Here is a 23,128-nt window from a genome sequence, read left to right on the forward strand (position 1 = left end):
GCAGCGTATCAAAGCAGGCAACGTGCGCAAGCCATCCGAGGGCTACATTGCGCGCAGCCGACCCGTGTCCCACGCCAGCGCATGCACCCGCAAACCTATTACGCCGCCACGGCACCCTGCCTGAGCTTTGCGCCGCTTGCCGGCACCGGCGGCAACGTGGAAGTCGCCGTGCTGGGTGGGGGCTTTGCCGGGCTGGCGACGGCGCGGGGCCTGCAGGAACGCGGCATCACCAGCGTCGCCGTGCTGGAGGCGCAGTCCATCGGCCATGGCGCCTCGGGTCGCAACGGCGGTTTCGTCTTCGGTGGCTACAGCCGCGACGCGGCGGACCTGGTGAGCGACCTGGGGCTGCAACCGGCGCGCGAGTTCTACGCCCGCAGCCGCGACGCCGTCGCGCTGATCCGCTCGCGCGTCGCCGCGCATGTGATCGACTGCGACAAGGTGGAAGGCGGCGCGCTGCTGCTCAACTGGTTCAAGCACAGCACCCGCGCCGAGCGCCGGCTGCGCGAACAGGCGCGCTGGCTGGCCGAGCACTTCGGCGTGGCATGGGACGAGATCTCAGCGGCGCAGGTGCGCCGATGGCTGGACACAGACCGCTACGGCGGTGCGCTGCTGGAGCGCGACGCCTTTCACTTCCACCCGCTCAAGTACGCGCTAGGGCTGGCGGGTGTCATCGAGCAGGCCGGCGGCCGCGTGCACGAGCACAGCCCGGTGACGGCCATCGACTCGCGTGATGCCGGCGGCTTCGTGTTGCGCACGGCACAAGGCGCCTCGATCCGCGCGGCGCAGGTGGTCGTGGCGGGCGGTGGCTATCTTGATGCGCTGCTGCCGGCCCTGACCGGCGCCCGCCTGCCGATCGCGACCTATGTCATTGCGACCGAGCCGCTGCCGGAGCGCCTGCGGCCCATCCAGACACCGGCCGCCCTGTACGACAACCGTTTTGCCTTCGACTACTACCGGGCGTTGACCGACCACCGGCTGCTGTGGGGCGGCCGCATCTCCATCCAGCAGCGCGAGCCCGCCCGCATTGCCGAGCTGTTGAAGGCAGACATGCTCAAGGTTTTTCCGCAGCTGGCTGCGGTCCGCATCGAGCATGCCTGGGGCGGGCTGATGAGCTATGCCCGCCACAAGATGCCGCAAGTCGGCCGCCTGGCGCCGGGTTTGTGGTTCGCACAGGCCTTCGGCGGCCATGGCGTGGCACCGACGACGGTGGCCGGCGAGTGGTTGGCCGAGGCCATTGCTGGCCGGATTGACCTGCCCGCTGCATTGCAGCGTTATGGGCTGACGCCCGTGTTCGGCCAGGCGGGGCTGCTGGCGGCGCAGGCCAGCTACAGCTGGGCCGAACTGCGCGATGCGCTCAGGGAGAGGCTGCCCGGCTGATCACTTGATGCGCTGCTTTTCAAGCTTGCGCGCCAGCGTGCGCCGGTGCATGCCGAGGCGGCGCGCGGTCTCGCTGATGTTGAAGTCGGTCTCGGCCAGCACCTCGTGGATGCGCTCCCATTCCAGCGTCTTGATGGACGCGGTGTGGCGTTCGGTCACCTCGACCTCGGCGTCGCCCTGCCGGCGCGCGAAGGCGGCCTCGATGTCATCGGTGTTGGCCGGTTTGGCCAGGTAGTGGCAGGCGCCGAGCTTGATGGCTTCCACGGCGGTGGCGATGCTGGCATAGCCGGTCAGCACGACGATGAGCACCTCCGGGTCCCAGCCGTGCAGGTACTGCACGCAGCTCAGGCCCGAAGCCCCGCCGGCGAGCTTGAGGTCGACGACGGCATGGCCGACTTCCTCATCCTCGGGCAGCGCATCGAGCAGGGCCTTCATGTCGTCCAGGCCGGTGGCGCGCACCACCCGCCAGCCACGGCGCTCGAAGGAGCGAGTCAGCGTGCGGGCAAAGCTGTCGTCGTCCTCGACGATCAGCAGGAATCGGTCTTCTTCAGCGGCGGGCGGCATCGGGCGGGGATTGTCGTGGCAGCAGCGAAGCCAGCGGCAGCGTCAGGGTGACGGCTGCGCCGCCCTCGGCCCGGTTGCGGGCCTCCAGGCGGCCTCCCAGCGTGCGCGCCACGTTGACCGACAGGAACAGCCCCATGCCACGACCGGGCTGGCCCTTGCTGCTCTCGTAGGGGTTGCCGAAGCGCTCCAGCATCTCGGCGCTGAAGCCGGGGCCGCCGTCGAGCACGCTCAGGGACAAGGTGTCGGCATCGGGACAGGTGGCGACGAGCGTCAGCCCTGCGCTCGGGGCGGCCTCGGCGGCGTTGTCGAGCAGGTTGGCAATGACCTGCTGCAAGGCGGTGTCCGAAATGATCTCGAAGGCGGGCAGGCCGTCGCGTTGCAAAGCCAGCTCGGCCTGCGGGTGTGAGGCGCGCCAGTCGGCGGCCAGGCGGTCGATAAAGGCCTGCAGGTTGGTGACCCTCGGCGCCTCGCCACGCATTTCGCCGGCCGACATCAGGATGCCGGTCACGATGGCTTTGCAGCGCTGGATCTGGCGCTGCATCTCCTCGATCTCCTCGCGCAACTCGGGCTCGCCGGCAAAGGGCGCCATGTGGGCCCAGTCTCCCAGGATGACGCTGAGCGTGGCCAGCGGCGTGCCGAGTTCGTGCGCTGCGCCGCTGGCCAGCAGGCCCATGCGCACGATGTGCACCTGCTCGGCGGCGCGTTGGCGCAAGGCGGCCAGCTCGGCGTCGCGCTGGCGCAAGTTGCGGTTGATGCGCACGATGAAGACGCTGAGCAGGCCGACATTGAGCAGGAAGCACAGCAGCAGGCCGCCGAGGTAATTGGGCGACAACGTCGTCGGCGAGGACGGGTCGAGCAGCAGCGGGCGATGCCACTGCGTCAGCAGCACGAAGCCGCTCAGCGTGCTCAGCACGATGACCAGCAGATAGCTCGGCCGCAGCAGCACCGAGGCGACCGCGACCTGCAGCAAATAGAGGTAGATGAAAGGGTTGTCGCTGCCTCCGGCCAAATAGAGTTGGCCGGTCAGCACGCCGACGTCGACCAGCAGGGCGATGCACAGCTCGATCTGCGACACCGGCTGGGCGAGCCGGTTGCGCCACTGGCTGAACAGGTTGAAGACGACGAGCACGCCGAGCAGCGTGAGCATCTCAGCCCACGGCAGCAGGATGCCCAGACCAACATGCACGACCAGCACCGTGGCGAGCTGGCCGCCGACGGCCAGCCAGCGCAGCTCGATGAGCTGGCGCAGGTTGGCACGGCCGGCACGGCGCTCGGGCGCGATGGCGACGGGTTCTGCGGTGGTCAGCGGTTGGGTGCTCAAGGCTCGGATCGCCGACGCTGCTCGCGGATGAGGTAGCCGGACGCAGCGGCCGCCATGACCGCGAGCGCCAGCCAGGTGGCGGCGTAGACGGCGTGATTGTTGGCGAAACGGACGACCGTCAGCCCTGGGCGCGGATACCGCTGCGGCTGGGCGGGGTCGGCGGCCTCGTCGATGAAGAAGGGCGCGGCGCGCTCGGCCACGCCGAGCTGGGCCGCGATGCCGGCCACGTCACGCGAGTACCAGCGTCCTTCCGCCGGCACGTTCTTGCGCAGGGGGCCGCCACCGGTCTCGGTCAGTCGCAGCAGGCCGGTCAGCTCGAGGGGGCCGTCAGGCGCGGCGTGCTGCTCTGGCGCACGGCGGTCGGGCGGCACGAAGCCACGGTTGATGAGGATGGCGCGGCCGTCGTTCAGCCGCAGCGGCGCGAACACCCAATAGCCGCCACCGAGTTCCGTGTTGGCCTGTACAAGGGCCTCGCTGCGTTCGAACTGGCCGCGCAAGCGGATGCGGCGGTATTCGTCGTCCTTGGACGCCACCCGCGGCGGCTCCAGCGGTTCAGCCTTCAGCCGCTGCTCGACGCGGGCGATGAGATCCTGCTTCCAGCCCAGGCGTTGCCACTGCCAGGCCGCCAGCGCCAGGAAGCCGATGCTGGCGAGGACGGAGGCGGCGATCAGCGCAATGCGCGCGGCTCGGGCCATGTCAACGGCCTACGGCTCGCGGGTGGTGTTGTTCTTCTTTTTCTTCCCTTGGTCGTAATGCCACTTGATGGCCAGAAACATGCCAGTGCAGAACACGACAGCCTTGAAGGTCACGAGGACGACCGGGATCCAATCCATCTTCCGAATACCTTTCAGTCAACGGCTACATGTTCCGCATCGCGGCGGGATCAGGCGTCGGCATCATGTTGGTGTTCATGTGATACATGACCCAGACCGAGCCGGCCAGCATGATGACGACCAGCGCCGCCGTGAACAGCAGCGCAAGCATGGACCAGCCCTGCTCGACCTTGGCGTTCATGTGCAGGAAATAGATCATGTGCACGACCATCTGCACGGCCGCGAAGCCGAGGATGACGAAACCGGTCATCTGCGGGCTGGGCAGCACCTTGGCCATGACGAGCCAGAACGGGATGGCGGTCAGGATGACCGACAGGATGAAGCCGGTGGCGTAGCCCTTGTAGCTGACGTGGAAGTCAGCCTCACCGTCGAGGTGGTCGTCGTGATCATGCGCGTGGTTGGCCGCCATCACAGCACTCCCATCAGGTAGACGAAGGTGAAGACGCCGATCCAGACGACGTCCAGAAAGTGCCAGAACATTGACAGGCACATCAGGCGCCGGCGATTGGCGGGCGTGAGGCCGAGCTTTTGCACCTGCACCATCAGCGTGACCAGCCAGATGCAGCCGAAGGTGACGTGCAGGCCGTGCGTGCCCACCAGCGTGAAGAAGCTGGACAGGAAGGCGCTGCGCTGTGGGCCGGCGCCCTGGGCGATGAGGTGGTGGAACTCGTAGATCTCGATGGCCAGGAAGCCCAGGCCGAGCACGCCGGTGACGGCCAGCCAAGCCAGCACATGCGACTTGCGGCGCGCCTGCATCGCGATCATCGCGAAGCCATAGGTGATGGACGAGAACAGCAGCAGGGCTGTGTTGATGGCCACCAGTTGCAGGTCGAACAGGTCGGCGCCCGAGGGCCCCGCCGCATAGCTGCGGCCGAGCACGGCGTAGACGGCGAACAGCACCGCGAAGATGAGGCAGTCGCTCATCAGATAGAGCCAGAAGCCCAGCATGGTGCTGTTGGGCGGATGGTGGGCGCCGGCCTGGTCGTAGTAGACCGGTGCGCCGTTCAGATGGGTGGCAACGGTTGTGGACATCTTGTCGTCTTCCGATCAGGCGGCTGAACGCGCAGCTGCGGCCAGGGCGCGGGTGCGTGCGTCCTCGGCGAGGGCCACTGCGTCGGCCTTGATGTGGTAATCGCGGTCGTAGTTGAAGGTGTGCACGATGGCGGCGATGACGGTGGCGGCGAAAGTCGCGGCGGCGATCCAGTACATGTGCCAGATCAGCGCGAAGGCCATGGCCGTGGCGAGCATGGAGATGATGAAGCCGGCGCCGGTGTTCCTCGGCATGTGGATATCGACGAAGCCCTTGACCGGGCGCTCGGCGCCGCGCTGCTTCATGTCGTACCAGGCGTCCATCTCGTGCGCGATGGGCGTGAAGGCGAAGTTGTAGTCAGGCGGCGGCGACGAGGTGGACCACTCCAGCGTGCGGCCGCCCCAGATGTCGCCCGTGGTGTCGCGCAGCTGGTTGCGGCGCAGGATGCTGACGCCGATCTGCACCAGGAAGGCGGCGATGCCGACGGCGATGATGCCCGCGCCGACGGCGGCGATGACGAACCAGATCTGCAGCGACGGGTCGTCGAAGTGGCTGACACGGCGCGTGACGCCCATCAGGCCCAGCACGTACAGCGGCGTGAACGCGACCCAGAAGCCGATGAACCAGCACCAGAACGAGACCTTGCCCCAGAAGGCGTCCAGGCGGAAGCCGAAGGCCTTGGGGAACCAGTAGTTGATGCCGGCGAACACGCCGAACACCACGCCGCCGATGATGACGTTGTGGAAGTGGGCGATCAGGAACAGGCTGTTGTGCAGCACGAAGTCGGCCGCCGGCACGGCCAGCAGCACGCCGGTCATGCCGCCGACGGTGAAGGTGACCATGAAGCCCACCGTCCACAGCATCGGCACCTCGAACTGGATGCGGCCGCGGTACATCGTGAACAGCCAGTTGAAGATCTTGGCGCCCGTCGGGATCGAGATGATCATCGTCGTGATGCCGAAGAAGCTGTTCACGCTGGCGCCCGAGCCCATCGTGAAGAAGTGGTGCAGCCAGACGAGGTAGGACAGGATGGTGATGACGACCGTGGCGTAAACCATGGATGCATAGCCGAACAGCTTCTTGCGGCTGAACGTGGACACCACCTCCGAGAAGATGCCGAAGATCGGCAGGATCAGGATGTAGACCTCCGGGTGGCCCCAGATCCAGATCAGGTTCACGTAGAGCATGGCGTTGCCGCCGAGGTCGTTCGTGAAGAAGTTGGTGCCGAGGTAGCGGTCGGCGGTCAGCAGCGTCAGCGTGGCGGCCAGCACCGGGAAGCTGGCAACGATCAGCACGTTGGTGCACAGCGACGTCCACGTGAAGACGGGCATCTTCATCATGGTCATGCCGGGCGCGCGCATCTTGATGATGGTGGCGATCAGGTTGATGCCCGACAGCGTCGTGCCCACCCCCGCGATCTGCAGTGACCACAGGTAGTAATCCACCCCGGGGTCGGGGCTGGCCAGAATGCCCGACAGCGGCGGGAAGGCCAGCCAGCCGGTCTTGGCGAACTCGCCGACGAATAGCGAGATCATGACCAGGATGGCGCCGCCGGCCGTCATCCAGAAACTGAAGTTGTTCAGGAAGGGGAAGGCCACGTCGCGTGCGCCGATCTGCAGCGGCACGACGTAGTTCATCAGGCCCGTCACGAAGGGCATCGCGACGAAGAAGATCATGATGACGCCGTGCGCTGTGAAGATCTGGTCGTAGTGGTGCGGCGGCAGGAAGCCGGCGTTCTCGCCAAAGGCCATGGCCTGGTGGGCGCGCATCATCAGCGCATCGGCAAAGCCGCGCAGCAGCATGACGATGCCCAGCAGCATGTACATGATGCCGATCTTCTTGTGGTCGATGCTGGTGATCCAGTCGTTCCACAGATGGCCCCAGAGGCGGAACTTGGTGATCAGCGCAAACACGAACAGGCCGCCTAGCACGACCGTGATGAAGGTCGCGACGAGGATGGGCTCGTGGATCGGCAGGGCATGCAGGCCAAGCCGGCCAAAGACCGGGTGGAGCTCTTCAGGGTAGACGGTCATCCGGCTTCTCTCAGTTCTTCAGCGCAACGCCGTTGACGGCGGCGATCTCAATGGGCAGGCCCTGCGGGTTGGTGGGCGTGCACAGCGCCGCGACGACGATGCGATCGCGCTTGCCGCCATCGGCATCCCGCCACGGGCTCTTCATCGTGCTGGCCAGGCCGCCCTTGCCGGCGCCGCCGGCCGCGTCGATGGCCATCATCTGGCTGACGCACATCTTCTTGCCGTCGACGCAGCGGTCGACGATGGCGCCCCACAGGCCCGGCTCCACACTGGCGAAACGGCGCACCGGCTCCTTGGCGCTGGGCTGTTCCAGCTTGAGGTAGTCGGCCCGCGTCAGCGAGGCGCCGCCGGCCTTGCTGGACTCGACCCAGCGCGCGAAGTCTTCATTCGACAGGCCATGGAACTTGAAGCGCATGTCCGAGAAGCCCTCGCCGCTGTAGTGCGCGGACAGGCCGTCATAGACGCCGGCCTTGTTGATGACGGCGTGCAGCTGCGTCTCCATGCCGGGCATCGTGTAAATCATTCCCGCCAGAGCGGGCACGTAGAAGGTGTTCATCACGTTGGTCGACGTGAGGCGGAAGTGGATGGGGCGGTCCACCGGCGCGGCCATCTCGTTGACGGTGGCGATGCCCTGCTCGGGGTAGATGAACAGCCACTTCCAGTCCATGGAGACGGCGTAGACCTCCAGCGGCTTGACGCCCGGCACCAGCGGCTTGTCTTCGGCGATGCGATCCAGCGGGCGGAAGGGGTCGAGCTTGTGGGTGCTGATCCAGGTGATGGCGCCCAGCGCGATGATGATCAGCAGCGGCGCGCCCCAGATGACGAGTTCCAGGCGCGTGGAATGGTCCCAGTCCGGCGCGTACGTCGCCTCCGGGTTGGACTGGCGGTAGCGGAACGCGAAGAACAGCGTCAGGGCAATCACCGGGACGATGATGAGCAGCATCAGCAACGTCGACGTGACAATCAGCTGGGCCTGCTGCTGCGCGATGTCGCCATGCGGCTTCATCACGATCCAATCGCAACCGGACAAAGCGAAGCTGGCTGACAAGACCAGGGCGCTGTTGAGGAGAGACTTGTTGGGGTACATCCTGAGGTGCGCGCAAGGGTTAACGATCTTGCCCACAGCGATGGAATGTAAGTTGATTGAGGTAAATCAACGATTGGACATTTTGTCCAAGGCATAGACGGAGACAAGCCCGAAATGGCAATGAGCAGTACGTTCCAGACCCCCCAATCCGGCCCGCTGACGACGCGCACCGACGAGGATCTTGCACCCGGCGACATTGCCGTCGGCGTCATCATCGGCCGCGCTTCCGAATACTTCGACTTCTTCGTCTTCGGCATCGCCTCGGTGCTGGTCTTCCCGCAGGTCTTCTTTCCCTTCGTCGACCCGCTGACCGGCACGCTCTACGCGTTCCTGGTCTTTGCGCTGGCATTCCTCGTCCGCCCGGTCGGCACGCTGATCGGCATGGAAATCCAGCGCCGCTTCGGCCGCTCCGCGAAGCTGACGGCCGCCCTCTTCCTGCTCGGCTGCTCCACGGTCGCCATGGGCCTGCTGCCCAGCTTCGCCGCAGCGGGCAGCACGGCCATCGTGCTGCTGGCGCTGTGCCGCGTCGGCCAGGGCCTGGCGCTGGGCGGCTCCTGGGACGGCCTGCCGTCGCTGCTGGCGCTGAACGCGCCGCCGCACCGCCGCGGCTGGTACGCCATGCTGGGCCAGTTGGGCGCGCCGCTGGGCTTCTTCGTCGCGTCGGGCGTGTTCCTGTACGTCTACAGCAGCCTCGACAGCAAGGACTTCCTGTCCTGGGGCTGGCGCTTCCCCTTCTTCACGGCCTTCGCGATCAACGTCGTCGCGCTGTTCGCCCGGCTGCGCCTGGTCGTCACGCACGAGTACGAGAAGCGCATGGAGGAACACGAGCTGGACCCGGCTCACCTGCACGCGCTGCTGCCGGCCCAGGGCCATCACATCGTCATCGGCGCCTTCGCGGCGCTGGCCAGCTACGCCCTCTTCCACCTGGTGACGGTGTTCCCGCTGTCGTGGGTGGCGCTGTCCGACCCGCAGGGCATCGACGATTTCATGAAGATGGAGCTGCTGGGCGCCGCCTTTGCGGCGGCCGCCATGCCGATGTCGGGCCTGATCGCCGACAAGATCGGCCGGCGCAGCTATCTCGGCGCGATGGCGATGGCCATCGGCGTCTTCGCGCTGTTCGCACCCTTCATGCTGGGCGGCGGCAAGCCTGGCCAGGCGGCTTTCATCCTGATCGGCTTCGTGCTGCTGGGCCTGTCCTATGGCCAGTCGGCGGGCTCGGTCACTTCCAACTTCCTGCCCCACTTCCGCTACACCGGCGCAGCGCTGACCGCCGACATGGCCTGGCTGCTGGGCGCGGCCTTTGCACCGGTCGTGGCGTTGTACCTGTCGTCGCGTTTCGGCCTGGTGTCGCTCAGCGTCTACCTGCTGTCGGGCGTCGTCTGCACGCTGGTGGCGCTGCGGGTGAACAAACGGCTGCGGGCGGCGCCGGTCGTTCAGGACTGAAGATTGCCTTGATGCAAAGCGGGCTTCGGCCCGCTTTTGCTTTGCTGGACAGAGAAACCACCATGACGCTGACCCTGCACTATCACCCGCTGTCTTCCCATTGCTGGAAGCTGCTGATCGCGCTGGCCGAGAACGGCACACCTTACGAGGCAAGGCAAGTCAACCTGGGTGACCCGGCAGAACGCGCGGCCTACGCGGCGCTTTGGCCCACGGCCAAGATCCCGCTGCTGGTGGACGGTGATCGGGTCGTGCCCGAGACGTCTGTTCAGATCGAGTATCTCGACCGACGCCACCCCGGCCGCTTGCGCATGTTGCCGGAGGACTTTGACGCCCAATTGCAGGTGCGGCTGTGGGACCGTCTGTTCGACTGCTATGTCATGGACCCGATGCAGCGCTACATCGCCCAGTTGCTGCGCCCGGAGGCAGAGCGGGACGCCAAGACGATGACGGCTGCGGTCGACGCTCTCGGCATGGCCTACGACATGATCGAAAGCCGGATGGGCGACCATGCCTGGGCGGCAGGCAGGGACTTCAGCATGGCCGATTGCGCGGCAGCGCCGGCCCTGTTCTACGCGAGCACCGTCCGGCCGTTTTCAGCGGGGCAGGCGCGGCTGAGCGCCTACTTCGAGCGCCTGCTGGCGCGCGGCTCCGTCTGGCAGGCCATCGTGCAGGCGCAGCCCTGGTTCCAGTACTACCCGCACCGGCAGGCACTGCCGGCGCGCTTCCTGGTGGCTTAGCCCAGCGCCTTACGGGCGTTCTGGAACATCCGCAACCACGGGCTGTGCTGCGCGCGGTCGCCGGAAGTCCAACTCATCTGCACGTTGCGGAAGACGCGCTCCGGATGCGGCATCAGCGCCGTGAAGCGGCCGTCCGGCGTGGTCACCGAAGTCAGGCCGCCCGGGCTGCCGTTCGGGTTGAACGGGTAGGCCTCGGTGGCCTGGCCGTGGTTGTCGACAAAGCGCATCGCGGGGATGACCTTGGCCGCATCGCCCTGGCGAGCGAAGTTGGCGAAGCCCTCGCCATGGGCAACTGCGATGGGCAGCCGGCTGCCCGCCATGCCCTGGAAAAAGACGCTGGGGGACGCCAGCACCTCGACCAAAGACAGCCGCGCCTCGAACTGCTCGCTCTGGTTGCGCGTGAAGCGCGGCCAGGCGTCGGCGCCCGGGATGATGGGCGCCAGCGCGGCCAGCATCTGGCAGCCGTTGCAGACGCCCAGCGCCAGCGTGTCTTGCCGCGCAAAGAAAGCGCGGAACTGCTCGGCCAGCACCGGGTTGAACATGATGCTGCGCGCCCAGCCTTCGCCCGCGCCCAGGGTGTCGCCATAGCTGAAGCCGCCGCAAGCCACGAAGGCCGCAAAGCCATCCAGCTTGACCGCGCCCGACTGCAGGTCACTCATGTGCACGTCAAAGCTGTCGAAGCCGCCGAGCGACATCGCATAGGCCATCTCGATGTGTGAATTGACGCCCTGCTCCCGCAGGATCGCGACCTTCGGTCTCGCGCCCGTGGAGACGAACGGTGCCTCTGGTGTGAACGTCAGCTGCACATGCAGGCCCGGGTCGTCAGCCTTGCCGGCGGCGGCGTGTTCTGCATCTGCGCCGGCCGGGTTGTCGCGCAATTGCGCGATGCGCCAGCTCACTTCGTCCCAGGTCTGTTGAAGCGCGGTCAGCTCCGCGCCGAAAACCTTCTTGGCATCGCGCCAGACTTCCACCTGGCGCCGCGTGTTCGGCTTGGCGACCACATGGGAATGCCGGGAAAGGCCATGGGCACGCAGCACCTGCATGACCGCGTCTCGGTCGGCCGCACGCACCTGGATCAGCGCGCCGAGTTCCTCGCTGAACAAGGCACGCAGCGTCAGCTCCTCGCGGCGGGCGCTGACCTGGGCGGCCCAGTTCTTGGAGTCGCCCATGTCGGCGCGGCTGTCGCTGATGCCGTCGCCTTCGGTGACCAGCATGTCCACGTTCAGGCTCAGGCCAGTCTGGCCGGCAAAGGCCATCTCGCAGGCCGCCGCCCACAGGCCGCCGTCGCTGCGGTCGTGATAGGCCAGCAGCTTGCCGTCGGCACGCAGCTCGTTGATCGCGTTGACCAGCGCGACCAGTTGTTGCGGCTCGTCCAGGTCGGGCACATCGCTGCCGAACTGGTTCAGCGTCTGCGCCAGGATGGAGCCCGCCATGCGGTGCTTGCCTTGGCCCAGGTCGATCAGGATGAGCGCCGAATCCTCGCGCTGCAGCTCGGGCGTCAAGGTGCCGCGCACATCGCCCACGCTGGCGAACGCCGTGACGATCAGCGACACCGGCGCGGTCACCTGCTGGCCATCCCACTTGGTGCGCATCGACAAGGAATCCTTGCCGACCGGGATCGAAATGCCCAGCGCCGGGCACAGTTCCATGCCGACGGCCTTGACGGTGTCGAACAGCGCCGCGTCCTCGCCCGCTTCACCGCAGGCCGCCATCCAGTTGGCGCTGAGCTTCACGCGCGGCAGCTCGATAGGTGCCGCGAGCAGGTTTGTGATGGCCTCGGCCACGGCCATGCGGCCCGAGGCCGGCGCGTTGACGGACGCCAGCGGCGTGCGCTCGCCCATGCTCATCGCCTCGCCGGCAAAGCCGTTGAAGTCGGCCAGCGTGACGGCGCAATCCGCCACCGGCACTTGCCAGGGGCCGACCATCTGGTCGCGGTGATTCAGGCCACCCACGGTGCGGTCGCCGATGGTGACGAGGAAGCGCTTGCTGGCGACAGTCGGGTGGCGCAGCACGTCCAACGCCGCCTGCTCTAGCTTGACGCCCGACAGGTCCAGCGCACCGCCGCTGCGAGCCACGCGCTTGACATCGCGCTGCATCTTGGGCGGTTTGCCCAGCAGCACGTCCATCGGCATGTCGATGGGGTGGTCCGTTACTTCCGTGTTGCCATCCACCAGCTTCAAGTCACGCTCTTCCGTGACGACGCCGACGACCGCGAACGGGCAGCGCTCGCGCGCGCACATGGCCGCGAAGCGGTCCAGGCTGCCGGGCGCGATGGCCAGCACGTAGCGCTCCTGGCTCTCGTTGCACCAGATTTCCTTGGGCGCCAGGCCGGACTCCTCCAGCGGCACCTTGCGCAGGTCGAAGCGCGCGCCGCGGCCGGCGTCGTTCACCAGCTCGGGGAAGGCATTCGAGATGCCGCCGGCGCCCACGTCGTGGATGGCCAGCACGGGGTTCTCTTGCCCAAGGCCCCAGCAGTGGTTGATGACCTCCTGCGCACGCCGCTCGATCTCGGGGTTACCGCGCTGCACGGAATCGAAGTCCAGGTCGGCCGTGTTCGTGCCCGCCGCCATCGAACTGGCCGCGCTGCCGCCCATGCCGATGCGCATGCCGGGGCCGCCCAGCTGGATCAGCAGACTGCCGGCCGGGAATTCGATCTTCTTGGTCAGGTCGGCGCGGATCTGGCCCAGGCCGCCGGCAATCATGATGGGCTTGTGATAGCCGCGGCGGATGCCGTCCACCGTCTGCTCGAAGACGCGGAAATAGCCCGCCAGGTTCGGCCGGCCGAACTCGTTGTTGAAGGCCGCACCACCGAGCGGGCCTTCGATCATGATCTGCAGCGCCGACGCGATGTGCGCCGGCTTGCCCACCGGGTTGTGCTCCCAGCTCTCGGCCAGGCCCGGCAGGTGCAGGTTGGAGACCGAGAAGCCGGTCAGGCCCGCCTTGGGCTTGGAGCCGCGGCCGGTTGCGCCTTCATCGCGGATCTCGCCGCCCGCGCCTGTGGACGCACCTGGGAAGGGCGAGATGGCCGTCGGGTGGTTGTGCGTTTCCACCTTCATCAGCACCTCGGCCTGCTCGGCGCGCGCCGTGTAGGCGGAGCCCGGCGCATCGGCGGCCATCCAGCGCTGGATGGCGTGGCCTTCCATCACCGCAGCGTTGTCCGAATAGGCGATGACCGTGTGCTGCGGGTTCAACTTCTCGGTGTTGCGGATCATGCCGAAGAGGCTCAGCGGCTGCGCCTCGCCGTCGACGATGAAACTCGCGTTGAAGATCTTGTGGCGACAGTGCTCGCTGTTGGCTTGGGCGAACATCATCAGCTCGACGTCGCTGGGGTTGCGGCCGAGCTTCCTGAAGTTGGTGTCGAGGTAGTGGATCTCGTCGGCCGACAGCGCCAGGCCGAACTCGACGTTCGCCTTCTCCAGCGCCGCGCGGCCCTGGCCGAGCACGTCGACATGCGCGAGCGGCTCAGCCGTGCGCTCGTCGAAGAGATGAGTCGTGGCCTCGCGCTTGAAGCAGACCGACTCGGTCATGCGGTCGTGCAGCAGCGCGGCGCAGGCGTTCAGCTCGTCGGCGTTCAGCGGCTTGGCGCCACCGAGCAAACCGCTCTTGGTCGCGATGCGGTACTCGACAACGCGCTCGACACGCTTGAGCGCCAGGCCGCAGTTGCGCGCGATGTCGGTGGCCTTGGACGCCCACGGGCTGACCGTGCCGAAGCGCGGCGTGACGACGACGAGATCACCTTCGGCGCCAGCAGCGGCCGGCTCGCCATAGGTCAGCAGCGCGGCAAAGCGCTCACGGGTTTCGCTGTCCAGCGGCGCATCCGTCCACACCCAGTGCACGGCGCGCGCGCTGATGCCGGTGACACGGGCACTGACCTCTTGCAGCCGGGCCAGCAGGGCCTGGGCGCGGAAATCGGAAAGGGCGTTGCCGCCCTCGAAATGGGTCAGATGCGGGGTCAGGGCCATGGGGATCCGGGGAAGCTGGGCGCGGCGCGGGGCACGCGTTTCTCTGGAGGCACCGTCCCGGGGCGAGGGACGGCGTGCGGGCGCCCGGGATTCTACTGAGGCCGCTCGTCGGGCTGGGCGGCAGTCGTCGGAGCCACGGTCTTCACGAGCCGGTGAACGGCGACCCAGCAAGGCGTCAGAGTCCCTGCAGACGGGAGGGAAGTTGGGCGCATTGCGGGGAACTACGGAGCACGAGGTGCAGATCGGTCGATTAGGATAGCGCTATCCAATCGAGTCCGAGCAGCTGGCGATCATCTGGCCAACCCTTGCTTGGAACTGCTTCCTGCCCGAGTCCATTCCCCGTCCATGACCCTCCATGCGCCCGAATCCCTTATCGTCATGGGCGTTGCCGGCTGCGGCAAATCCACACTGGCCGCCTGTGTCGCGGACCGCATGGCCCGGCCGCTGGTCGAGGGCGACCACTTTCACAGCGAGTCCAGCCGCCTCAAGATGGCGCAAGGCGTTCCCTTGAACGACGACGACCGCGCCAGCTGGCTGGCCAGCCTGTGCCTGCAGTTGAAGCAGCACCCGAGCGGCGCGGTGGTGGCGTGCTCGGCGCTCAAGCGCAGCTACCGCGACCAGCTCCGCCGCGCATCGCCCGGGCTGCGTTTCGCTTTCCTGGACATCGCCAAGGCCGAAGCCTGCCGGCGCGTCCAGGCACGCAGCGCGCACTTCTTTGCTGCCAGCCTGATCGACAGCCAGTTCGAGACGCTGGAGCCGCCCGTCGGTGAGCCCGGCGTGCTGCGGCTGGACGCGCTGAAGCCGCTGGACGAACTGCAGGCGGATGTCTGCCAATGGCTGGGCGCCACATCATGAAGACACCCAAGCTGACCAAGCGCGAGATCGTCGGCTACGGCCTGGGCGACATGGGGTTCAACTTCTACTGGACCAACATCTCGACCTTCCTGCTGATCTTCTATACCGACGTGTTCGGCATCACGGCCGCCGCGGCCGCAACGATGCTGTTCGTCGTCAAGATCTTCAACGCCTTCACCGACCCCATGATCGGCGCCTTTGCCGATCGCACGCAGACGCGCTGGGGCAAGTTCCGCCCCTACCTGCTGTTCATGCCGTTGCCGCTGGCCGTGTGTGGCGTGCTGACCTACTCCACGCCCGACTTCGGCCCCACCGGCAAGCTGGTCTGGGCCTATGTGACCTATCTGCTGTTGATGACGGTCTACACCAGCGTCAACCTGCCCTACAGCGCGCTGTCCGGTGTGATCACGGGTGACGCGCGGGAGCGCAACGCGATCAACGCATCGCGCTTCGTTGCCGGCTTCGCAGGCGGGACCATCGTCACGTTCGTGTCGCCCAAACTGGTGGCCTGGTTCGGCGCCGGCGACCCGGCGCTGGGCTGGACGCTGACGATGGTGTTCTGGGGCATCGCCGCCGCGCTGATCTTCGCCTTCACATTCAGCGCGACGACCGAGCGCGTGCAGCCGGTGCAGGCCGCGCCGTCGACCGTGCGCCAGGACCTGGCCGACCTGCGCGCCAATCTGCCGTGGATCCTGCTGTTCTTCCTGGCGCTCATCATCATGCTCAGCATCACGCTGCGCATGACCAGCGCGGCCTACTACTTCAAGTACGTGGTCAATCGCCCCGACCTGCTCGCCACCTTCATGCCGGCCTATCTGCTGGCCGCCGCCGCGGGCACGGCCTGCACGCCACTGCTGACGCGCTTCATCGACAAGCGCAAGCTGTTGATCGTGCTGATGCTCATCTCCACCGTGCTGTCGGCCGCCTTCCTGTTCGTCGACGCGGACCAGATCTGGCTGATGTATGCGCTGCAGATCGCGCTGGGCCTGGCGCTGGGGCCGAAGTCGCCGCTGAACTTCTCGATGCTGGCCGACTCGGCCGACTTCAATGAATGGCGCAACGGCCGCCGGGCCACGGCCATGACCTTCGCGGCGAGCTCGTTTGCGCAGAAGCTCGGCACGGCGGTCGCCGTCGCCGTCATTGGCGCGCTGTTCTCGGTGCTGGGCTACGTGCCCAACGTCGCGCAGTCGGCCGAATCCCAGGCCGGCATCGTCTGGCTGATGTCGGTGATCCCGGCGGCCTTCACGCTGATCGCGGCGGTCCTCATGATGTTCTACACCCTCGACAACCCGACCATGGCGCGCATCCAGGCCGAACTGGCCGCGCGCAAGTCTTCCATTTCACCGGCCTGACGAACATGCTCCGTCACATCCATGGCGGCGAGCGCTGCGAGCTCACCAGCCCTACCGCCCTGCCCAAGGCCGGCGGCTTCCTCTGGAACCGCCGCATGATGATCCAGGTGACCTGCCGCGGCTACGCCACCGCGCAGTTCATGCAGCCCGAACCGGCCAAGTATGCGCATGCGCCCAACCTGGAGGCCAAGACCTTCATGCAGCCGGAGCAGGCCTATTACGCCCATCACCCCGGCCGCTTCGTCTACGTGAAGGACGAAGACACCGGCGAGCTGTTTTCAGCGCCCTACGAGCCGGTGCGGGCGGCGCTCGACAGCTTCAGCTTCGTCGTCGGCCGGCATGACCTCAGCTGGACGGTGGAGCACCTGGGCCTGCGCGTGGAGATGACGTTGGGCCTGCCCACCGACGATGTCGCCGAGCTGTGGGAGCTGCGCGTCACCAACGTGTCCGGCCGCCCGCGCCGCATCAGCGTCGTGCCCTATTTCCCCATCGGCTACATGTCGTGGATGAACCAGTCGGCCGAGTACCGCGCCGACCTCGGCGGCATCGTGGCCAGCAGCGTCACGCCCTATCAAAAGGTCGCCGACTACTTCAAGAATCAGGCCCTCAAGGACAAGACCTATTTCCTCTGCGAGCACACGCCCGACGGCTGGGAGGCCAGCCAGAGCGCGTTCGAGGGCGAAGGCGGCCTGCACCGGCCGAGCGCCTTGCAAGCCGAGCGGTTGGCCGGCGGTGATGCCCGGTACGAGACGCCTGTCGCCAGCGTGCAGTACCGGCTGGCGCTGGCGGCTGGTGGAAGCCAGACCTATCGATTCCTGTTCGGCCCGGCGCTGGATGACGCCGAGATCGCCGGCATGCGCGAGACCTACCTCAGCGAAGCCGGCTTCGCCCGCGCCCGCGCCGCCTACGCCGACTACATCGACAGTGGCCGCGGCTGCCTGCGCATCACCACGCCGGACGCCGACTTCGACCGCTTCGTCAACCACTGGCTGCCGCGCCAGGTCTTCTATCACGGTGACGTCAACCGCCTCAGCACCGACCCGCAGACGCGCAACTACCTGCAGGACAACCTCGGCATGGCCTACATCGCGCCCGCCGTCACGCGCGCGGCGCTGCTGCATGCCTTGAGCCAGCAGGAGGCCAACGGCGCCATGCCCGACGGCATCCTGCTGATCGAGGGCGCCGAGCTGAAGTACATCAACCAGGTGCCGCACACCGACCATTGCGTGTGGCTGCCGGTGTGCCTGCAGGCCTACCTCGATGAGACCGGCGACTTCGCGCTGCTCGAGGTCGCCGTGAACGACCTGACCGTCGCCCAGCGGCTGGATGCCGCCATGGCGTGGCTGCAGCAGGACCGCGACGCGCGCGGCCTGAGCTTCATCGCCCAGGGCGACTGGTGCGACCCGATGAACATGGTCGGCTACAAAGGCCGTGGGGTGTCGGGCTGGCTGACCGTCGCGGCGGCCTACGCGATGACGCTGTGGGCCGGCATCAGCGCCGATGCCGGTCGCGCCGATGCGGCCGTTCGCTGGCGCGCCGCCGCGCAAGAGCTGAACGACGCCGCCAACCGCCATCTGTGGGACGGCGACTGGTTCGCCCGCGGCATCACCGACGACGATGTCGTCTTCGGCGTCAGCAGCGACACCGAGGGCCGCATCTACCTCAACCCACAGTCCTGGGCCATGCTCAGCGGCGCCGCGAGCGAGGAGCAGCGCGTGAAGATGCTCGCCGCCATCGACGAACAGCTCGACACGCCGCACGGCACCGCCATGTTTGCGCCGCCCTACGCCGGCATGCGCGACGACGTCGGCCGCGTCACGCAGAAGCATCCGGGCTCGGCCGAGAACGGCGCCGTCTACAACCATGCGGCCAGCTTCTACATCCATGCGCTGTACGACGTCGGCGAGGCCGACCGCGCCTGGCAGGCGCTGCGCCGCATGATCCCCGGGCCCGACCAAGCCGACCTGCTGCAGCGCGGCCAGTTGCCGGTGTTCATCCCGAACTACTACCGCGGCGCCCACCAGCAGTACCCGCGCACCGCCGGCCGGTCCAGCCAGCTGTTCAACACCGGCACGGCAGCCTGGGCCTACCGCTGCGTCATCGAAGGCCTGTGCGGGCTGCGCGGGCATGCCGAGGGGCTGCTGGTCGAGCCGCAGCTGCCGTCGGACTGGGACAGCCTCAGCGCCGAGCGCGAGTTCCGCGGCGCGCGTTTCCACTTGCAGGTGCGGCGCACAGGCGTGAACCGCGTGTTGCTGGATGGTCAGCCCCTGCCCGACGGTTTGGTGCGGCGCATCGAAGCCGGCCGCGAGTACCGCCTCGACGTCGAGTTAGGCTGAGGCCCGCTTCACCACCTGGAAACCCAAGTCCAGGTTCGGCTCGTCCACCGGCTGGCCGCGCATCAGCTTCATCAGCATCTGCGCCGCCTGCTCGCCGATCTGGCGGCGCGGCGTGGCGACGGTCGTCAGCGGCGGCACCATCTGGTCGCTGCCTGGCAGGTCGTTGAAACCCGCCACGGCGACACGGTCCGGCACGGCAATCCCCAGGCGCAGCGACGCCAGCAAGGCGCCCTGGGCCAGGTCATCGTTGCAGAAGAAGATGGCGTCGGTCTCCGGCGCCTCGCGCAGCACCCGCTCCAGCATCGCGCCGCCCAGCGCCATGGACGAGGGCTCGGCGCTCAGCACCTTGCGCACCTGCCCGGCCATGCCCGCCTGCGCCAACGCCTCCTGGTAACCCTCGCCGCGCTCCAGCGTGCGTGGGTCGAGCTGGGCGGCCACGTAGGCGATGTGGCGGCGGCCTGAATCGAGCAGGTGCTGGGTGATGGCGCGGCCGGCTTGCCGTTGCGAGAAGCCGACGCTGTAGCTGCCGGGCTCGGTCGCGATCTCCATCACGTGGACGCAGGGCACACCGCTGCCTTCGATCAGCGCCGCCGCCGCCGGGCTGCGGTCGCGGCCCGTGACGATCAGCCCGGCCGGGCGGTGGGCGAGGAAGCTGCGCAGCACCGCCTCCTCTTCACCCGCGTCGTAGTGGGTCACGCCGATCAGCGTCTGATAGCCGGCCGGCACCAGGCTGTTCTGCACGGCGTCCAGCAGCTCGACGAACAGTGTGTTGCTAAGCTTGGGGATGAGCACGGCGACATGTGAGCTGCGGCTGGATGCCAAGGCACGGGCAGCCGGGTCGGGCACGTAACCAAGCGCGGTTGCGGCAGCCTGCACCCGTTCGCAAAGCTCCTGGGCCACTGCGCGCTCGCCGCGCAGGGCGCGCGACACGGTGATGGGGCTGACGCCCGCCGCCTCCGCAACGTCCGCCAAGGTGACCCGGCCGGTGGCCCGCGTGCTTCGAGTGGGGGTGGCTGAAACAGGCTTGCGAGGGGGCATGGCTAGATGTTATCCCCCATATCGACGGGGTCATCGCGCTCCTAGGATAGCGCAATCCCGAAGCGGGCCGCCCAGCTTTACGGCAGTTCGAACAAGGCATGGCAGCGCCAGCACCGCAACGACGGGTCGGCCATCGCCATTTTTTTTGATTGCACCGGATAGCGCTATCCATTCCGTACTGAACGAGCAAACCAGGAGACAAAACATGCGTACCCCCGGCCATCGAACCCTGATCCACCTTGCCGCCCTCGGCGCCTGCGCCAGCCTGGCCGTGGCGGCCCACGCCCAGGACGCTGCACCCGCTGCCGAAGCGCAGCCGGAGGTTTCTACCAGCGGCTCCAACCTGCTGAGCCCCGTCGTCGTGACGGGGTCGCGCATCGCGGCGCGCGGCTTTACCCAGCCGACGCCCACGACACGCATGGTCGCCGCCGACCTGGAGAAGACCGCCAAGCCCAACCTCTTCAACGCCATCGCCGAGCTGCCCGCGCTGCAGGGCAGCACCGGTCGCACCACCAGCACCAACAGCACCAGCAGCGGCATCCAGGGCCTGAGCTCGCTGAGCCTGCGCGGCCTGGGCCCCATCCGCACGCTGACGCTGCTGGACGGCCAGCGTGTCGTCGGCGCCAACGTGACCGGCGTGACGGATGTGAGCCAGTTCCCGCAGCTGCTGGTCAAGCAGGTCGATGTGGTGACCGGCGGCGCCTCAGCGTCCTATGGCTCCGACGCCGTCGGCGGCGTCGTCAACTTCATCACCGACACGCGCTTCACTGGTTTCAAGGCCAATGTCGAGGGCGGCCAGACCAACTACGGCGACGACAAGAACGGCACGCTGCAGGCCGCGTGGGGCCGCGGCTTCCTGGGTGGACGCGCGCACCTGACGGCCAGCGCCGAGTACAGCCGCGAGAAGGGTGTGCCCTCCCCGCGCTTCGGCGGCGCTGGCGCCAATGGTCGCGACTGGTTCAAGAACCCGGCCTTCCAGGTTCGGCCCATCGCCCAGACCAACGACGGCAAACCGCAGTACATCTCCATCGAAAACGCCCAGCAGTTCCAATACGCCAAGTACGGCCTCATCACCAACGGCCCGCTGCAGGGAACCGCCTTCGGCCCGGGCGGCGTGCCGATCCAGTTCCAGTACGGCTCTAACGGCGTGCCCACAGGCACCGGCGCCGTCACGGGCTGCATCACGCCCTTCTGCATCGGCGGCGATCTCAGCGGCACCGTCGGCGGCGGCACCACGCTCGGCATGAACATGACGCGCCAGGTGGCCTACACGCGCGGCAGCTTTGAACTCAACGACGACCACGAGGTCTTCTTCACGCTGAACTACGGCAAGGTCGACTCGCTCTTCACGCCCAACCCCGGCGCGGCCAAGAACGCCAACCTGACCATCCAGTGCAGCAACCCCTTCCTGCCGGCATCCATCGTTGCGGCCTGCGCCGCCAACAACATCACCAGCTTCCAGTACGGCGTGGCCAACGCGATCTTCCCCAAGGACATCGAGGTCAACCCGGTGCGCACGCAGATGCGTGGCGTGGTGGGCGCCAACGGCAAGTTCGACGCCTTCGGCAAGCCGTGGACCTATGACGCCTACGCTGCCCACGCGCAGAACACCATCGACATCCGCGTGGCCAACATGACGCTGAACGCGCGCTACAACGCCGCCATCGACGCCGTCCGCGCGCCCAATGGCAGCATCACCTGCCGCAACCCGGCCGCCGCAGCGTCGGGCTGCGTGCCACTGAACGTCATCGGCGATGTGCCCATCGACCCGGCGGCCTGGGCCTACATCGCCCCTGCCAACGGCCCGCAGCAGCATTCGCGCCAGCGCCAGTCCGTGGCTGCCTTCAACATCAACGGTGAGCCGTTCTCACTGTGGGCCGGCCCGGTGGCCGTGGCCTTCGGCGCCGAAGCGCGCCGCGAGCAGTACTACGTCATCGGCGACCCCTACGGCAACGGCGTCTTCCCCGAAACGCCCAACACGCCCCAGTACCCGGCCGACCCGCTGCTCAACACCGCCATCGGCAACAACTGGTACGCCGGCAACTACCACAACGCCAAGGGCGCCTACCACGTCAAGGAAGCCTTCATCGAGCTCAACCTGCCGCTGTTCAAGTCCGCCACGCTGGGCGAAGCCAGCTTCAACATTGCCGGCCGCCAGACCGACTACAGCACCTCCGGCAACGTCGACAGCTGGAAGCTCGGCGCGACCTGGAAGACCGGCATCGACGGCCTGCGCCTGCGCGCCGTCACGTCCAAGGACGTGCGAGCGCCCAACCTCAGCGAGCTGTTCGCCGCGCCGCTGGTCGTCAACAACACGGTCAACCACCAGGGCACGACGCTGACCGTCCAGCAGCGCACCATCGGCAACACGCAGCTGCGCCCGGAGATCGGCCGCAACACCACGCTTGGCATCGTGCTGGCGCAGCCCAAGTGGGCGCCGGGCTTCAGCGCGTCGGTGGACTACTTCGACATCAAGGTCGACGACGTCATCTCCTCGCTGACCGCGCAGCAGGAGGTCGACCTGTGCAACGCCGGCAACCAGGAGATCTGCGCGGCGATGGACCTCGTCAGCGCCACCAAGTACGTGACGCTGCAGGCCTTCAACCTCGCGTCGATGCGCAACAAAGGCTTCGACCTTGAAGGCGTCTACCGCTTCAACTTGGGCGGCCTGGGCCTGCCAGGCAGCGTCACGCTGCGCGGCCTGGCGACGCACACCAGGACTTTCAAGACCAACTCCGGCGTCGTCGGCACCATCCCGAGCGAGGCAGCCGGCGTGAACCTGGGCAACACGCCGAAGTGGAAGGGCCAGTTCTCGCAATCCTGGGAGAACGACACGGCGAGCTTGACGCTGTCGCAGCGCTGGATCAGCGACGGCGTCTACAGCAACGAGTACATCGAGTGCCAGACCACTTGCCCGGTCTCGACCGTCACGCGCCCCACCATCCTGAACAACCAGATGAAGGGCGCCTTCTACTGGGACATCGGCGGCTCGTACAAGCTCAACAAGAACCTGAGCGTGTACTTCAAGGTCGACAACCTCACCGACGTCGACCCGGTCGCCGCACCGCAGACGGGCACGGGCTATGGCATCAACCCCTTCCTGTACGACGTCCTGGGGCGGCAGTACCGCGTCGGTGCGCGGATGCAGTTCTGAGGTCGG

At 67.3% G+C, this 23,128-nt stretch carries 17 protein-coding genes; 7 read left to right on the top strand and 10 right to left on the bottom strand.

All coding sequences use genetic code 11. The annotated features are described in order from the left end of the window. The first annotated feature begins 81 nt into the window (after window positions 1-81). The gene (locus ASC81_RS25595; protein WP_056274086.1) at window positions 82-1,377 is read left to right on the top strand and encodes an FAD-binding oxidoreductase; all 1,296 of its coding nucleotides are present in this window, start codon (window positions 82-84) and stop codon (window positions 1,375-1,377) included. On the opposite strand, the gene ASC81_RS25600 is transcribed toward ASC81_RS25595, so the two are convergent. From ASC81_RS25600 to cyoA, 8 genes are read right to left on the bottom strand one after another with little or no spacing between them, the layout of a single operon-like run. Next, complete coding sequence (locus ASC81_RS25600; protein WP_056274089.1) at window positions 1,378-1,941, bottom strand: response regulator transcription factor; 564 nt, start codon at window positions 1,939-1,941, stop codon at window positions 1,378-1,380. Further along, on the bottom strand, window positions 1,925-3,262 hold the full coding sequence (locus ASC81_RS25605) for an ATP-binding protein (protein WP_200946990.1): 1,338 nt from the start codon (window positions 3,260-3,262) through the stop codon (window positions 1,925-1,927). Before ASC81_RS25605 ends, ASC81_RS25600 begins: the two co-directional genes overlap by 17 nt. Next, the gene (locus ASC81_RS25610; protein ID WP_056274093.1) at window positions 3,259-3,957 is read right to left on the bottom strand and encodes an SURF1 family protein; all 699 of its coding nucleotides are present in this window, start codon (window positions 3,955-3,957) and stop codon (window positions 3,259-3,261) included. The genes ASC81_RS25605 and ASC81_RS25610 overlap by 4 nt, the downstream gene beginning before the upstream one ends. A 9-nt stretch (window positions 3,958-3,966) precedes the next feature. Continuing rightward, entirely contained in the window at window positions 3,967-4,095 is a 129-nt protein-coding gene (locus tag ASC81_RS28120; protein WP_255354462.1) for a hypothetical protein, read from the bottom strand. A gap of 25 nt (window positions 4,096-4,120) precedes the next feature. Continuing rightward, entirely contained in the window at window positions 4,121-4,504 is a 384-nt protein-coding gene (gene cyoD / locus ASC81_RS25615) for a cytochrome o ubiquinol oxidase subunit IV (protein WP_056274096.1), read from the bottom strand. Next, on the bottom strand, window positions 4,504-5,127 hold the full coding sequence (cyoC, locus tag ASC81_RS25620) for a cytochrome o ubiquinol oxidase subunit III (RefSeq protein WP_056274097.1): 624 nt from the start codon (window positions 5,125-5,127) through the stop codon (window positions 4,504-4,506). The genes cyoD and cyoC overlap by 1 nt, the downstream gene beginning before the upstream one ends. Window positions 5,128-5,142: 15 nt before the next feature. Next, window positions 5,143-7,158 (bottom strand): cytochrome o ubiquinol oxidase subunit I, encoded by a 2,016-nt coding sequence (cyoB, locus tag ASC81_RS25625; RefSeq protein ID WP_056274099.1) that lies wholly within the window; start codon window positions 7,156-7,158, stop codon window positions 5,143-5,145. Between the two features lie 10 nt (window positions 7,159-7,168). Continuing rightward, window positions 7,169-8,245, bottom strand: coding sequence for a ubiquinol oxidase subunit II (gene cyoA, locus ASC81_RS25630; RefSeq protein ID WP_056274100.1), 1,077 nt, complete (start codon window positions 8,243-8,245; stop codon window positions 7,169-7,171). 120 nt (window positions 8,246-8,365) lie between these two features. On the opposite strand from cyoA, the gene ASC81_RS25635 reads away from it, so the two are divergent. Next, complete coding sequence (locus ASC81_RS25635; RefSeq protein WP_056274102.1) at window positions 8,366-9,688, top strand: MFS transporter; 1,323 nt, start codon at window positions 8,366-8,368, stop codon at window positions 9,686-9,688. Between the two features lie 62 nt (window positions 9,689-9,750). Further along, window positions 9,751-10,425, top strand: coding sequence for a glutathione S-transferase family protein (locus ASC81_RS25640; RefSeq protein ID WP_056274104.1), 675 nt, complete (start codon window positions 9,751-9,753; stop codon window positions 10,423-10,425). On the opposite strand, the gene purL is transcribed toward ASC81_RS25640, so the two are convergent. After that, entirely contained in the window at window positions 10,422-14,387 is a 3,966-nt protein-coding gene (purL, locus tag ASC81_RS25645; RefSeq protein WP_056274108.1) for a phosphoribosylformylglycinamidine synthase, read from the bottom strand. The genes ASC81_RS25640 and purL overlap by 4 nt on opposite strands. A 345-nt stretch (window positions 14,388-14,732) precedes the next feature. Here purL and ASC81_RS25650 point away from each other — a divergent pair, with 345 nt between their 5' ends. Genes ASC81_RS25650 through ASC81_RS25660 form a run of 3 tightly spaced genes read left to right on the top strand, consistent with a single transcriptional unit; the run spans window position 14,733 to window position 18,930 of the window. Then, window positions 14,733-15,242, top strand: coding sequence for a gluconokinase (locus ASC81_RS25650; RefSeq protein WP_056274111.1), 510 nt, complete (start codon window positions 14,733-14,735; stop codon window positions 15,240-15,242). After that, the gene (locus ASC81_RS25655; protein ID WP_082536833.1) at window positions 15,239-16,594 is read left to right on the top strand and encodes an MFS transporter; all 1,356 of its coding nucleotides are present in this window, start codon (window positions 15,239-15,241) and stop codon (window positions 16,592-16,594) included. The genes ASC81_RS25650 and ASC81_RS25655 overlap by 4 nt, the downstream gene beginning before the upstream one ends. 5 nt (window positions 16,595-16,599) lie before the next feature. Further along, window positions 16,600-18,930, top strand: a complete 2,331-nt coding sequence (locus tag ASC81_RS25660) for a GH36-type glycosyl hydrolase domain-containing protein (RefSeq protein WP_056274116.1) — start codon at window positions 16,600-16,602, stop codon at window positions 18,928-18,930. Here the strand turns inward: ASC81_RS25660 and ASC81_RS25665 are convergent. After that, on the bottom strand, window positions 18,922-19,968 hold the full coding sequence (locus tag ASC81_RS25665) for a LacI family DNA-binding transcriptional regulator (RefSeq protein WP_056274119.1): 1,047 nt from the start codon (window positions 19,966-19,968) through the stop codon (window positions 18,922-18,924). The genes ASC81_RS25660 and ASC81_RS25665 overlap by 9 nt on opposite strands. Before the next feature lie 205 nt (window positions 19,969-20,173). On the opposite strand from ASC81_RS25665, the gene ASC81_RS25670 reads away from it, so the two are divergent. After that, the gene (locus ASC81_RS25670) at window positions 20,174-23,122 is read left to right on the top strand and encodes a TonB-dependent receptor domain-containing protein (protein WP_056274122.1); all 2,949 of its coding nucleotides are present in this window, start codon (window positions 20,174-20,176) and stop codon (window positions 23,120-23,122) included. Window positions 23,123-23,128: the final 6 nt, after the last annotated feature.

The organism is Pelomonas sp. Root405, assembly GCF_001425165.1.
Lineage (GTDB): Bacteria > Pseudomonadota > Gammaproteobacteria > Burkholderiales > Burkholderiaceae_C > Pelomonas.